The organism is Plantactinospora sp. CA-290183, assembly GCF_050936375.1.
Taxonomy (GTDB): Bacteria; Actinomycetota; Actinomycetes; order Mycobacteriales; family Micromonosporaceae; genus Plantactinospora.
This window is the reverse complement of record NZ_JBNJMX010000047.1, coordinates 1-13,215: the sequence shown is the minus strand read 5'-3', so window position 1 is coordinate 13,215 and position 13,215 is coordinate 1. Positions and strand designations below refer to the sequence as shown.

Sequence of the window (13,215 nt, the reverse complement as noted above, 5' to 3'; positions counted from 1 at the left end):
CTGGCTGGCGCTCGCGGCCCACGCGCCGCTGTGGATGCGCGACCGGTACGCGGAGCTGATCCACCTCGGCGCCGGCGCGGTGCAGGCCGCTCGGACAGTGCGGGACCATGACCTGCAGGCACGGGCGCACAACCACCTCGGCGTCACGTACGGGATGACGGACCGGCTCGACGCCAGCGAGGCGGAGCTCCGGCTCGCCCTGCGGCTGTGGGAGGAACTCGGTGACGACAACAGTGTTGGCCGGGCGTTGAACAACCTGGGGCTGATCGCCCGACGCCGTGGTGAGCTGCGGGAGGCGATCCGGTGCCACGAGCGGAGCCTGGCCCTGTTCCGTCTGACGGACGACCCCAACCGGGCGGCCCGGGCGCTGGGCAACCTCGGCCACGTGTACCAACGCCTCGGTGACTGGGAACGGGCGATCGGAGTGCTCGGGCAGGCCGTCGACGCGTTCCGGACGCTCGGTGACCGGTACCGGCTGGCGATGGCGATGGGGCACATCGCCGACACGACCCGGCTGGCCGGGCGAGCCCGCGACGCGGTCGAGCGGTACGCGGAGAGCCTGCGTGTGATGCGCGAGACCGGCAGCCGTCTCGGCGAGGCCCGTCAGCTCTGGGGGCTCGGCAACGCGTGGCGGGACCTGGGTGAGCCGGAGGTGGCCCGGTCGCACTGGCACCGGTCGCTGCGGATCCTGCACGGCTGCGGGCAGCTCACCGACGGCGAACTGGAACGGCTCCTCGGCCAACCCTCGCCCGACCCGCCGCTGCCGCTCCAGTACGAGTCCTAGCCGCCGTCCAGGGTCGTCCATGGACGGTCAGGATGGCCCGGCCAGGACTTCTGCGCTGCCAGCATCGACGCACCGGACGAGCCGGGCCCGTCGGTGGACCCGGCGGCGGACAGTGAGGAGATGTTCCATGCGCGGTGGGAAGCACGCACTGGTGTCCCGACTGGTCACGGTCGCCGCCGTGGCGACCGTGGGGCTGGTCGGGGCCGCCGCACCGGCCGCCGCGGCCGACGACGGATTTGCGGTGACGACGAAGACCCCGAGCCTCTGCGAGGACCGGGATCTGATCGCCGGCTACCTCCAGTTCATCGACTACGGCCCGGGCGCGCCGGGTGGCGGGAACAACGACGACTACCTGAGCCTCGAGGACTGGTGCGCGGACGGCGACGGCGTGAAGGGCTGGGCGTGGCTCAACGGGATCCTGCTCGGTGAGAGGTACAACGGCAACGGCACCGACGCGGCGGTCCTCTGGGATCCTTTCCCGCCGAGCACCGTCCGGGCGCGTGACGTGGTGGGGCTGAAGGTCTGTTCCGTGAACGGCCCGAACGGAACGCCGTACAACTGCCAGTCCGCCGAGATCATCAGCCTCGACGGCTGATCCGTGGGCGGCCGTCGACGGGGGGTGGTGGGCGGGTCAGAAGGTGGCCTTCGGGGCACCCCGGCCCGGGTCGATCCGGGCCGGCCCGCCCGCCGACGGCCGTACGTCGACGTCGAAGATCTCGGTCGGGAGGTAGACGGTGGCGCAGGAGTTCGGGATGTCCACCACCCCGGAGAAGCGCCCCTCGATCGGGGCGGCGCCGAGGATCAGGTACGCCTGCTCGGGCGTGTAGCCGAACTTCGTCAGGTAGTCGATGGCGTGCAGGCAGGCGCGCTGGAACGCCAGCTGCGAGTCCAGGTAGCGCTGCCGGCCGTCCAGCCCGACCGAGATGCCGGAGAAGGCCAGCCACCGGCAGTACTGCGGTGCGACGTTCCCGGGCAGGAAGATCGCGTTCTCCGACACCCCGTACGTGGTCATCCCGTCCTTGATCAGGTCCACGTGCAGGTCGACGAAGCCGCCCATCTCGATCGCGCCGCAGAAGGTGATCTCCCCATCGCCCTGCGAGAAGTGCAGGTCGCCCACGGACAGGTTGCCGCCGGGCACGTAGACCGGATAGAAGACCCGGGTCCCCTTGGTCATGTTCTTGATGTCCTGGTTGCCGCCGTTCTCCCGGGGCGGGGCGGTCCGGGCCGCCTCCGCCGCCACCCGGTCGAAGTCCGCGCCGGTGAGCGAGCCGAGGATCGCCCCGTCCGGCAGCGGCGGCAGGGACAGCGGCGGTACCCGGTCCGGGTCGGTGGCCCGCAGCGCCCCCTCCCGGTCGTTCCACCGGGCCAGCAGTTCCGCCGAGGGGGCGGTGCCCATCAGCCCGGGGTGGATCATCCCGGTGAAGCCGACCCCCGGGATGTGCCGCGAGGTCGCCCGCTGCCCGCTGAAGTCCCAGATCGCCTTGTACGCGTCGGGGAACTGTTCGGTGAGGAATCCGCCGCCGTTTCCGGTGGGGAAGATGCCGGTGTAGCCCCAGCCCTGACCGGCCAGCGGACCGGAGTCCTCCTGTGGGATGGGACCGACGTCCAGGATGTCCACCACGAGCAGGTCGCCCGGCTCGGCGCCGCGTACCGCGAACGGGCCGCTGAGCGCGTGCACGATCGCCAGCGGCGCGTCCCGGACGTCCTCGGCGGAGTCGTCGTTGTGGATCGCGCCGTCGAACCACTCCCGGCAGTGCACCCGGAACGTCTGGCCGGGGCGTACCTGCGCCACCGGCGGGATGTCGGGATGCCAGCGGTTGTGGCCGGTCAACTCCTGCTCGGTGAAGCTCTTCGCGGAGTCCAGCGGAAACAGCACCTCGGGCACGGTCGCTCCCTCGCGCGGTCAGGGTCGGGGCAGGCGGGCGTGGGCCGGATGGGTCGGCCGGGGGCGGGCGGGCCGCCGCCCGGGGATCCGGGAGACCACCTCCGGGGTCTCGGCGCTGCGGGCGGCCCGGTCGAGGGCGCCGACCAGCGGACGCGGGGTGGCGGCGAGCAGCGGCGCGGAGAAGACCCGGGCGCCCTCCCCGGCGCAGACCGGGCACCCGGCGGCCGCCGGGGCGCACCCGATCGGGAAGACCAGGTCGAACGTGCCGTCCCGCGCGCATCGATACCCGTACGTCGGCACGGCGCTCTCCCTTCCGTCGGACCGTCTCGCACCCGGCTGACGGGCGGGCCGGCGCCGCTAGCGGTCATGCCAAGAATCGGCCCTGGTCACGGCGGCCCGCAGGCCAACCCGGCAACTCGTGAGCGGTGGGACCGGAGTGCCGGCTGTGGCGCGCGCCGGGCCGCCCCGGCCCCGTCGGCCAGCACCGGTGTCGGGTGGGGCACCGGCGCGGACAGCCGGCCGCCGTGCGGGTGAACGGCAGGACGCCGGGAGATGAAAAAAACCGCCATGCCGCACAAGGTCACTGACGGATATTGACAGCACCCGGCCGGGCCGCCATTCTCGTCGATATTTACCCCCATCGGTATGGAGGACCCCTTGTTCAGACGTACCGTCAGACTCGTCGCGGCGCTCACCCTCGCCGCCGCGGCGACCCTCGTGGCCACCGTGACGAGCGCCGCCCCCGCGCACGCCGACGGCTGCTACACCTGGAACCGGCAGCTCTCGGAGGGGATGTCCGGGGAGGACGTCCGGCAGCTCCAGATCCGCGTCGCCGGCTACCCCGGCTACAACGCCGTGCTCACCATCGACGGCGCCTTCGGCCCGGGTACCCGCGCGGCGGTCACCCGCTTCCAGCAGGCGTACGGGCTGGGCGCGGACGGCATCGCCGGGACGCAGACGTTCAACCGCATCTACGCCCTCCAGGACGACGACTGCACACCGGTCAACTTCGCCTACTCCGAACTCAACGACTGCAACTCCGACTGGTCCGGCGGGGCGGTCTCGGCCGCGACGGCCCGGGCGAACGCCCTGGTGAACATGTGGAAACTCCAGGCCATGCGGCACGCCCTCGGCGACCAGCAGATCCGGGTCACCAGCGCCTTCCGCAGCCACGCCTGCAACAACGCGGTCGGCGGGTCGGCCTCCAGCCGGCACCTCTACGGCGACGCCGTCGACCTCGGGGCCGGTCCGCACAGCCTCTGCACCCTCGCCCAGCAGGCCCGTAACCACGGCTGGCGGGAGATCCTCGGTCCGGGCTACCCCGGGCACAGCGACCACACCCACGTCGCGCACAAGTCGAGCCGTACCTGGTCGGCGAGTTCCTGCGGAGTCTCCTGAGCTGACGCGCCGGCGCCCACCCCTGCCGGATGGGCGCCGGCGTCTCCGCGTCCTCCGGCGGTGGACGCGCCCGCCCGCGTCGACGGCATGGTGATCGGTGTGACCACCGGCGGGGCGCGGGCGCCGGTCGTCGAGGTCGTCCACACCGGACGACCACGGCCGATCGCCCGGGAGGGTCCGGCCGGCGCAGTGGTCCGGCGGGGGACCCAACCGGCACAACGCGACCGCGATCACGGTCAAGGCCGGCGGCACCACCGGCTACGACATCGCGCTGCGGACCGGTACCCGGGCCCGGGGGACCTTCGAGGACCAGACCGGCTGGCCGCTGGAGTCGGGGCACCTGTTGCTGCACAACAGCGTCACCGGCGACATCATCGGGAACACCTGGATGCGGGACGGCCAGTTCAACGTGCCGGTGCTGGGCGGACAGGACATCTACCTCAGCTACAACGTCTCCGACGGCGGGCTCAACTTCGACGGCCCGTACGTGCCGTGCTCGGGTACGGCACCGCAGGTGTTCCGGGTGGCCCACCACCGGGTGCTCAGCGCCGAACTGGTGCTCTGCCTGCCCTGACCGGATCGCCAGGACGACGGGAGGGCCGGTGGCCGGTGCCGCCGGCCCGTTCCGTCGGCGGCACCACTCAGCCCCGTGGTGCCGCCGGCTGGTCCTTCGTCTGGTGCAGCAGCCAGTTCTCGCTCGTCCGGATCAGCGCGTACCGCCGGGGTGCGCCCCGGCCGTGCAGCGTGAAGAGCAGCCGCCGCTCGTTGCGGTCGTGCTCCTCCCACCAGCCCAGGTCCGCGATCGACTTGTCCGCGTCCGTGTAGCGGAGATGGTCCAGGGCGTGGTCGGGCACCGCGACGGCGAGCCGGTTGCGCGACGGGTCGACGGGCAGGCCGCGGGGGAGCGCCCAGGACCGCAGTACGCCGTCCTCCTCCAACCGCAGGTCGAAGTGGTGCGTCGGGCGCCGGTGCTCGTGCAGCACGAAGGCGGGCCGGCGCGGGGTTGCCGCCGCCCGGTCGCCTCCAGCGGACCCCGCCTCGCCGGCCATGCCCCAGGTCTACCACGGGTCCCGCCGCCACGGCCGGTTCCGGCGCGTACTGCCGTAGCCTGCTGGCCATGACCGGCATCATGACCCGCTGGCTCGTGCTGCACGAGTACGCGGTCGAGGAGCGGGACCGGACCGCCGACGGGGACGTCACGGACGAGGCGGTGCAGCGCTGGGTCGACGCCGCGTGGACGGCCTACCTGGAGCACTGCCCGGTGCTGGGCCGGCGGCGGGAGCGGGCCGGTCTGGTGCTGCGGCACCGCACCGGCCGGCTGCCCTGCGGCGCCGAGCTGGGCCGGCCGACCGAGGTGGTCGTCACGGCGAGCGCCACGGAGATCCAGCCGAGCTCCTTCGCCATCTCGGTACGGCTGCGGCCGGTCGGCGGGGAGCGGGAACTGCCGGTGGACGTCACCTGCCGGCTGCGGCTGGAGGACGAGGCGACCGGCGAGGCCCAGGAACTCGGCACCGGGGTCCGCGACGAGCTGATCGCGCTCGAACACTCCGCCACCCGGTTCAACTGACCCTGTCGGGGCTGCACCGCCGGGCCCTGACGTTTCTCCGGGTCGGGCTGGCCACTTTCGACAGATGTGCCGGGGCACGTCGAGACGCGAGTCTTCACCCATGCGAACACTTACCCGACGCCTGATGCTGGGCGGGCTCGCGGTGCTGGTGGTGGGGTCGACGGCAGCCGCCGTGCCGGCCGCGCTCGCCGGCACCGGCGTACCCGCGCCCGCGCCGAATCCGCCCGCCCCGCCGCCACTGCGGCTGAGCCTGCCGGAGCCGACCGGCCCGTACCCGATCGGCACCACCGAACTGCACCTGGTCGACCCCGACCGTCCCGACGAGTGGGTTCCCGGGCGGTCGCGGGAGCTGATGGTCAGCCTCTGGTACCCGGCGGCGTCCACCGGGCACGGCCCCCGGGCGCCCTACTTCCCGCCGCTGGCGGCCCGACGCTTCGGTGCGCGCACGGAAGCGGAACTCGGGCTGGCCGCCGGTCAGGTCGACTGGACCGGGATGAGCACCCACGCCCGGACCGGCGCGCCCGTGCGGGGGCGGCGCGGCGGCCATCCGGTCGTGGTCTTCTCGCCCGGCGGGGGTGTCCCCCGGGCCAACGGCACCGTCCTGGTCGAGGAACTCGCCAGCCAGGGCTACGTGGTGGTGACCGTGGACCACACGTACGAGGCGCCGGAGGTCGAGTTCCCCGGTGGCCGGATCGAGACGCAGCGCATGCCCGACCTCGACCCGACCGCGCTCAAGCACGCCCTGCTGGAGACCCGGATCCAGGACACCCGGTTCGTCCTCGACCAGCTCAGCGTCCTCGCCTCCGGCGGCAACCCCGACGCCGAGCGTCGGACCCTGCCCCGCGGTCTCGGGGCCGGGATCGACCCGCACCGCATCGGGATGTTCGGCCACTCGGCCGGGGGCTTCACCGCCGCGGAGACGATGCTGGTCGACCGGCGTCTCGACGCCGGCGCCAACCTGGACGGCAGCATGGCGTACAGCTTCTCGGCCGAGGACTTCGGCGACGTCGTGTCGCGTGGCCTGGACCGGCCGTTCCTGCTGATGGGCGCCGGTATCGCCGACGACGCGCCGCACCACCACCGGGACGCCCGGGACTGGGCCATGTTCTGGGCGAACTCCACGGGATGGAAGCTGGACCTGTACCTCCCCGACGGTGAACACTTCACGTTCGCCGACCACCAGGCGCTGCTGCCGCAGCTCGACGCGGCGTTCGACCTGCCGGACGGTGCGGTGGCGGGCTCGGTCGGCACCGTCGACCCGAAGCGGATCGTCGCCTCGCTGCGGGCGTACCTGACCGCGTTCTTCGACCAGCACCTGCAGGGCCGGCCCCAGCACCTGCTGAGGAACCCGTCGCCCCGGCACCCGGACGTCACCTTCGTCCGACCCTGAGGCTCCGGCGGGTGGCCGGCGGGGACATCGTCGCCCCGCCGACCACCCGTCGCTGCCCGTTGGCGGCCTACCCGGCGCCGGCGTGGACCGGCTCGGCTGGTGCCTCGCCGACCTCCACCGCGTTTCGCGTTCCCCAGCCGTTGTCGCGCAGCGTCGCCAGGGAGTAGAAGCGCAGCGGAAGGAGCAGGAAGACGTGCAGGAGTCCGTAGAGCGGCGACAGCGCGAAGCCGACGAGGCGTTGCCGGATCGACCGGCCGTGCGGTCCGGGCATGTCGATGTACCGGATGCTCCGGACGTAGCTCAGCAGGCAGATCGCCGTCAGGTAGCTGATCCATATCCCGGGTCCGACGATCCAGGGCATCACCAGGAGCGCCCAGAGCAGCACGGCGGTGAAGACCAGCCAACTGGTCAGCTCGATGCCGGCCAGCCAGGTCGCGGGCTTGCGCAGCCGCATGTTCGCCAGCACCCAGATCGATTCCCGGAAGAACGACTTGTTCCAGCGGGTCTGCTGCCGGATGAAGTGTCCCAGCCGTTCCGGTACGAGGGTCCAGGCGAGGGCGGTCGGCTGGAGGACCACGGTGCCCTCGGTGAGGCAGTAGTTGGTGAGCCGCCGGTCGTCGCCGTAGGTGGCGGGCCGGCCCAGGAACGTCTGGGAGAGGAAGTCGTCGAGGTAGGTGCGCAGCGTCGGGCCGTGGTAGAAGGCCAGCGAGCCGCAGGCGCAGAGCACCGATCCGACTGAGCTGTAGGCGGAGCGTTCGTAGAGGAAGGCGTTGGCGTAGCGGACGTCGATGAGTCGGGTGAGCAGGTTGCTGCCGGCGTTGAGCGCCAGCACCAGGCCGGTGACGGCGCGTACCCGTGGGTCGGAGAAGGGCATCAGCCCGTTGCGTACGGCGCTGGGGTGCAGCACGGTGTCGGAGTCCACGCCGAGGTACACGTCGGCCTGGTCGAAGGTGCGGACGACCTCGGCGATCCCGAGGCGCTTCCCGCGGTTGGTGTCGAACCGGATGACGCGCAGTTCGGTGCCGACGGCCGCGAACGCCTCCGTGTAACTCCGGGCCAGGTCGCGGCAGGCCGTGCTCTCGGACGCGTCGTCGACGACGACGATCGCGTCCGGGGGACGGGTCTGCGCCAGCAGGGCCTCCAGGGCGCGGCGGAAGGTCTTCGGGTCCTCGTTGTGCACCGGCACCACCGTCGCCACGTAGAGCCGGTCGAGACCCCGTAGTCCGTCGGCGGTGGCGACGTAGGCGCGGGCGACCACGCTCGCCATGAGTTTGATGCTGAGCAGGGTGAAGACGGCCAGGCCGTACCACCGGACAGTGGCGGGAACCTCCCGCCACTGCACGAGTGCCACCGCGGTCAGGGCCAGGAAGGCGACGACGACGAGGCGGCTGCGTCCGGTGGGGGTCCGGTGCTGGGTCATCAGCGTCGTGCGGGCGGCCGGACCCGACGCGCCAACCGGACGAGGGTGGTCGCCGTGACGACCAGGGTCACGCCGGCGATGGCGATCCACCAGGTGTCGAAGGTGGCCCCACCGGCGGCCAGGACGGCGCCGGTAAGGGGCAGTTCCTCCTCGTACATCGATCATCCTTCCGATTACCCGATCTTCGGGGCGAACAGGGACAGATATCGTTATACATCAATCTCGAAGGCATATCCTATATTCGTCTCCATCGATAGCAAGTTGATCTGGAACCGTGGCTGTGGCCGATCCGGGAAGGCGGCGTCCCGAGGTGGCGGCGGGCGCGGCCGAGAGCCCGACGTTCTGCTTGACTTCGCGGACCACTCGGACAGGGAATCCCGGCCCGGGGCCGATGGCGGAGCCGGACCTCGGCGCACTCGGGGAACCGCCCGGCGCGGAGCGGGCACCGGGCCGCCCGGCGGGTGCCTCCACCGGACGGGCACGTGAGCACGCCGAAGGCCGCGCTCCGGTGGTCGGCGAACCGCCTGCCGGGGCGGTACGGCGGTCCGCGGCCCGCGCGGACGGGCGGCGCCGGTGCCCGCCGTGCGCGCGGAGAGAGCGCCGGGACACCTTGGCCGCCGTTGATACCTTCGCCGCAGGTGATCAAGCCGGGCGACGAGGTTCTGGCCGACGCGGGACGGCGGCCACCTCGGGTGGCGGAAACGGGGGAAGCATGCGGAATACGATGCTGCGCGTGTGGGGCGCGGCGGTCCTGGCCGGGCTGCTGGGAGTGATTCCCGCCGCCCCGGCCCTCGCGGCCGACGCCGGGTTGAGCGGTACGGTCACCAACCAGCTCACCGGCGCGCCGGTGCCCGGTGCGGGGATCGTCATCCAGCATCAGGACGGCTCGGGCTGGAACTTCGTCAACAGCGACGCGGACGGTGGTTTCGCCTTCCCGGACGCCTCCGGCGACTACGTCGTGCAGGTGATGGCGAACGGCTATCTGGAGCAGTGGCTCCACGGCCACCAGAACCGGTGGGAGGCCGACGTGGTCGGCGCGCCCGCCACCCTCCAGGTCAAGATCATGCCCATCCAGCACGGTTCGGTGGCCGGCCGGGTCGTGTCCCAGCAGGGGGCGGGGATCGCCGACGTCTTCGTCGAGCTGTGGCGCAACGGCAATTCGGTGCGCAACACCGGGACGGACGCGACGGGCCGCTTCAGCTTCGCGGACGTCGAGACGGGGCCGGACTACACCATGCTGTTCCGGCTGCCCTCCGGCCACGTGCTCTGGTACGGCGGCGTCGAGTCGGAGTACGACGCGACCGAGTTCACGGTCAACCCGGACGCGACGACGACCGTCGACCTGACCCGCCCCCCGGTGGGAAACCTGACCATCAGGGCGGTGGACGCGCTGACCCGCGCCCCGGTCGCCGGCTACTGTTTCTACCCCCAGGACGGGCCGCTCTCCTGGTACCGGACGTGCACCGACGCGAAGGGCCGGGCGGTGCTGCGGGACCTTCCCGTCGGCGAGTACTCGGGCGGCGGCTACCACCCCGACGAGGTCTACGTCAACGGCCACTTCGCCGCCGCGACGGTCACCGAGGGCGCGACCACCACCGCTACCGTACGGCTGGAGAAGGCGGTCAGCCTGCACGTCGACTTCGTGGACGCGGTCTCGGGCGATCCGGTCGACGGGGCGTGCCTGATCCTGGCCGACCCGGTCGGCACCGACATCGGTGACAGCAGCCACTGCGGGAGCGAGGTCGAGCTGAAGCCGCTGTTCGCGGAGGAACACTTCCGGCTCTTCGTGGCGCCCTACGACGGTGCGCACGGCGCGCAGTGGGTGTCCACCACCGGAGGCGGCACCGGAGACCCGGCACTGGCCAAGGTCTTCCAGCCCGCTCCGGGCGACCGGATCGAGGTGACGGTCAGGTTGGACGGCGCGGGCACGGTGAGCGGCACCGTCACCGACGCCGCCACCCGGGCCGGAGTGCCCAGCGTCTGTCCGTCCCCGACCGGGCCGGCCGACTCGTACGGCGGGAACCCGACCGGCGAGTGCACCTCCGACGACGGCCGGTACGCGATCCGCGCGCTCGGGCCGTACCGGTGGAAGCTCGCCTTCCCGGTCTTCGACAGCCAGCACGCCTGGGCCTGGTCCGGCGGCGGGGTCAACCGTGCGTCCGCGACCCCGGTGCAGGTGGTGGCGGGTCAGACCACCGATCTGGACGTGTCGCTTCCGGCCACGGGCACGGTGAGCGGGACCGTGACGGTGCCGGCCGGCGGGTGCGCCCAGTGCGTGACCGTCGTCGCCCGGGACGCGGCGACCGGGGACTACGCGGCGGTCGGCACGAGCGCCCGCGCCGACGGCACGTTCGTGTTGCGGGGCTTCAACACGCAGGAGGTTCGGCTGTTCTACAGCGTCGGCGAGGACATGGTGGAGTACCCGACCCGGCTGCGCACCACCGCCGGTGGTGCCGTCACCGGCGTCGCGATCACCATCCCGGCCTCGTAACCCACCCGCGGAACCCCGGGCCCGCCAGCCCCGCCGGCTGGCGGGCCCGTCCGGTCAGGTCGTCCGCCGGCGACCGGGCCGGCTCCTCACGCGTCCCGGTAGGACGCGGCGAACGCCTCCAGCGCGGCGTCGGTGCCGGCCCGGTCGCCGGTGGCGAGCAGGTCGAGCAGCAGCCCACGGATGACCGCGAGCCCGAGCCGGGCATGGGTCCGGGCGGCCTCGGCGGGCATGCCCCGCCGGGCGCCCAGTTCGACGTTGAGGTCCAGCCAGTGGTCGACCACACCCTCCAGCAGCGCGCTGGTCCCGGGTCGGCCCTGTAGCGCCTGGCCGTACACCTCGAAGAACAATCGCTCGTACGGCCACAGCGTCGGATCCGCCAGCCGGCGCCAGATGGCGCGGATCGTGTCCGCGAGCGAGCCGGCCGGATCGAGTTCGAGGGTGGCCAACGCCTCCCGCTGCCGCTCCTCGACCGTGCGGACCACCGCGACGAGCAGCCCGTCCTTCGAGCCGAAGTGGTAGATGAGCATCCGGTGGCTGGTGCCGATGCCGGCCGCCAGGGACCGCAGGCTCAGCCCGGTGACCCCGTGGCCGGCGATGTGCTCCACGGCCCGGGAGAGCAGCAGTTCCCGCGACTCCGACGCCATGTACCATACGGTACATGTACCAGGTGGTACAGGAAGTGGAGGTGGCCCGGTGGCACGCCAGGACATCGACGTCACGGTCCGTACCGCCGCCGCCCCGGCCACCGTCTACGCCCTGCTGACCGACGGCGCGACCTGGCCGACCTGGTCCCCGCTGGGCTCCTTCGCCCTGGAGCGGCCCGCCGCGGACGAGCCGGAGGGAGTCGGCGCGATCCGGGTCTTCCGGACCGGCCGGGTCACCAGCCGGGAGCGGGTCGCCGAACGGGTGCCCGGCCGGCGGTTCAGCTACCAACTCCTCTCCGGCCTGCCGCTGCGCGACTACCGGGCCGACGTCGACCTGACCCCGGACGGCGAGGGCACCCTGATCCGCTGGCGCTCCTCGTTCCGGGCCCGGGTCCCCGGCACCGGCTGGATCTACCGCCGCGCCCTCACCCGGTTCATCCGCGACTGCGCCCAGGGCCTGGCCGCCCGGGCGACCGGGTCCCCGCCACCGGGCTGAGGAGTGCCGGCGTTCCGGCCGGCGGTGGCGGTTCAATTACTATGGCGCGGGGCGACGCGCGGCTGGTACGCGCCCGGACGCCCCGTCCGTCGGGAAGAATTGTCTTCGGGAGAAGTCACATGAGCAGCGGGGTCGAAACCCTGGAATTCCAGGCCGAGGCGCGTCAGCTCCTGCAGTTGATGGTCCATTCGATCTATTCGAACAAGGACATCTTCCTGCGTGAGCTGATCTCGAACGCCTCGGACGCGCTGGACAAGCTTCGGCTGGAGTCGCTCCTCGACAAGGAGCTGCCGGTCGACACCTCGGACCTGCACATCGACATCGAGGTGGACAAGGAACGGCGCACGCTCACCGTCCGGGACAACGGCATCGGGATGACCCGCGACGAGGTCGTCACGCTCATCGGCACCATCGCCAAGTCCGGCACCGCCGAGATGCTGCAGAAGATCAGGGACTCGAAGGACACGGTCGGCTCGCAGGAGCTGATCGGGCAGTTCGGGGTCGGTTTCTACGCCAGCTTCATGGTGGCCGACAAGGTCACCCTGCTGACCCGCCGGGCCGGCGAGACCGGCGGCACCCGATGGGAGTCCGGCGGCGGCGCCACGTACGAGATCGAGTCGGTCGACGACGCCCCGCAGGGCACCTCGGTCACCGTGCACCTGCGGCCGGAGGACACCGACGACCAGCTCTTCGACTACACCGCCGAATGGAAGATCCGCGAGATCGTCAAGCGCTACTCCGACTTCATCGCCTGGCCGATCCGGATGGCCGTCGAGCGCACCGACAACGACGGGAAGACCAGCTCCGAGGTCGAGACGCTCAACTCCATGAAGGCGCTCTGGGCGCGCGCCCGGGACGACGTCAAGGAGGACGAGTACAAGGAGTTCTACCGGCACCTGAGCCACGACTGGAACGACCCGCTGGAAATCATCCACATGAAGGCGGAGGGCACGTTCGAGTACGAGAGCCTGCTCTTCATCCCGTCCCAGGCGCCGTACGACCTGTTCATGCGGTCGGCCAAGCGCGGCGTGCAGTTGTACGTCAAGCGGGTCTTCATCATGGACGACTGCCGCGAGCTCATGCCGGAGTACCTGCGCTTCGTCAAGGGTGTGGTCGACGCCCAGGACCTGTCGCTGAACA

The 13,215-nt window shown here is 72.0% G+C and carries 15 protein-coding genes; 9 read left to right on the top strand and 6 right to left on the bottom strand.

The features are described from left to right. Both ACQEUR_RS25430 and ACQEUR_RS25425 read left to right on the top strand, forming a co-directional pair. The coding region (locus tag ACQEUR_RS25430; RefSeq protein WP_433036010.1) for a tetratricopeptide repeat protein at positions 1-784 on the top strand (784 nt) is incomplete at its 5' end. Positions 785-911: 127 nt separating this feature from the next. Then, the gene (locus ACQEUR_RS25425; RefSeq protein ID WP_433036007.1) at positions 912-1,379 is read left to right on the top strand and encodes a hypothetical protein; all 468 of its coding nucleotides are present in this window, start codon (positions 912-914) and stop codon (positions 1,377-1,379) included. A 36-nt stretch (positions 1,380-1,415) separates the two neighbouring features. Here the strand turns inward: ACQEUR_RS25425 and fmdA are convergent, their stop codons facing one another. Together fmdA and ACQEUR_RS25415 are read right to left on the bottom strand one after the other, a co-directional pair. Next, positions 1,416-2,669, bottom strand: coding sequence for a formamidase (fmdA, locus tag ACQEUR_RS25420; RefSeq protein ID WP_433036004.1), 1,254 nt, complete (start codon positions 2,667-2,669; stop codon positions 1,416-1,418). Positions 2,670-2,687: 18 nt separating this feature from the next. Further along, positions 2,688-2,969, bottom strand: a complete 282-nt coding sequence (locus tag ACQEUR_RS25415; RefSeq protein WP_433036001.1) for an FmdB family zinc ribbon protein — start codon at positions 2,967-2,969, stop codon at positions 2,688-2,690. A 357-nt stretch (positions 2,970-3,326) separates the two neighbouring features. Here ACQEUR_RS25415 and ACQEUR_RS25410 point away from each other — a divergent pair, with 357 nt between their 5' ends. Next, positions 3,327-4,067 carry a D-Ala-D-Ala carboxypeptidase family metallohydrolase gene (locus ACQEUR_RS25410; protein WP_433035998.1) on the top strand — a complete coding sequence of 247 codons (741 nt, stop codon included), beginning with the start codon at positions 3,327-3,329 and terminating at the stop codon, positions 4,065-4,067. A 343-nt stretch (positions 4,068-4,410) separates the two neighbouring features. Then, entirely contained in the window at positions 4,411-4,641 is a 231-nt protein-coding gene (locus ACQEUR_RS25405) for a hypothetical protein (protein WP_433035995.1), read from the top strand. A 67-nt stretch (positions 4,642-4,708) separates the two neighbouring features. Here the strand turns inward: ACQEUR_RS25405 and ACQEUR_RS25400 are convergent, their stop codons facing one another. Continuing rightward, positions 4,709-5,116, bottom strand: a complete 408-nt coding sequence (locus ACQEUR_RS25400) for a DNA polymerase ligase N-terminal domain-containing protein (RefSeq protein ID WP_433035992.1) — start codon at positions 5,114-5,116, stop codon at positions 4,709-4,711. Positions 5,117-5,184: 68 nt separating this feature from the next. On the opposite strand from ACQEUR_RS25400, the gene ACQEUR_RS25395 reads away from it, so the two are divergent. Together ACQEUR_RS25395 and ACQEUR_RS25390 are read left to right on the top strand one after the other, a co-directional pair. Further along, on the top strand, positions 5,185-5,634 hold the full coding sequence (locus tag ACQEUR_RS25395) for a hypothetical protein (protein ID WP_433035989.1): 450 nt from the start codon (positions 5,185-5,187) through the stop codon (positions 5,632-5,634). A gap of 100 nt (positions 5,635-5,734) precedes the next feature. Then, positions 5,735-7,024 carry an alpha/beta hydrolase family protein gene (locus ACQEUR_RS25390; protein ID WP_433035986.1) on the top strand — a complete coding sequence of 430 codons (1,290 nt, stop codon included), beginning with the start codon at positions 5,735-5,737 and terminating at the stop codon, positions 7,022-7,024. Between the two features lie 67 nt (positions 7,025-7,091). Here the strand turns inward: ACQEUR_RS25390 and ACQEUR_RS25385 are convergent, their stop codons facing one another. Next, a complete protein-coding gene (locus tag ACQEUR_RS25385; protein ID WP_433035983.1) occupies positions 7,092-8,444 on the bottom strand; it encodes a glycosyltransferase in 1,353 nt (450 codons plus the stop codon). Then, positions 8,444-8,602, bottom strand: a complete 159-nt coding sequence (locus ACQEUR_RS25380) for a hypothetical protein (protein ID WP_433035980.1) — start codon at positions 8,600-8,602, stop codon at positions 8,444-8,446. Before ACQEUR_RS25380 ends, ACQEUR_RS25385 begins: the two co-directional genes overlap by 1 nt. A 554-nt stretch (positions 8,603-9,156) precedes the next feature. On the opposite strand from ACQEUR_RS25380, the gene ACQEUR_RS25375 reads away from it, so the two are divergent. Further along, the gene (locus tag ACQEUR_RS25375) at positions 9,157-10,935 is read left to right on the top strand and encodes an MSCRAMM family protein (protein ID WP_433035977.1); all 1,779 of its coding nucleotides are present in this window, start codon (positions 9,157-9,159) and stop codon (positions 10,933-10,935) included. A gap of 86 nt (positions 10,936-11,021) precedes the next feature. On the opposite strand, the gene ACQEUR_RS25370 is transcribed toward ACQEUR_RS25375, so the two are convergent. Beyond that, complete coding sequence (locus tag ACQEUR_RS25370; protein WP_433035974.1) at positions 11,022-11,579, bottom strand: TetR/AcrR family transcriptional regulator; 558 nt, start codon at positions 11,577-11,579, stop codon at positions 11,022-11,024. 49 nt (positions 11,580-11,628) lie between these two features. On the opposite strand from ACQEUR_RS25370, the gene ACQEUR_RS25365 reads away from it, so the two are divergent. Both ACQEUR_RS25365 and htpG read left to right on the top strand, forming a co-directional pair. Beyond that, positions 11,629-12,075: an SRPBCC family protein gene (locus ACQEUR_RS25365; RefSeq protein WP_433035971.1), complete on the top strand. Its 447-nt coding sequence runs from the start codon at positions 11,629-11,631 to the stop codon at positions 12,073-12,075. A 119-nt stretch (positions 12,076-12,194) separates the two neighbouring features. Beyond that, positions 12,195-13,215 (top strand): molecular chaperone HtpG (htpG, locus tag ACQEUR_RS25360; protein WP_433035968.1); only part of this gene is annotated, 1,021 nt, incomplete at its 3' end.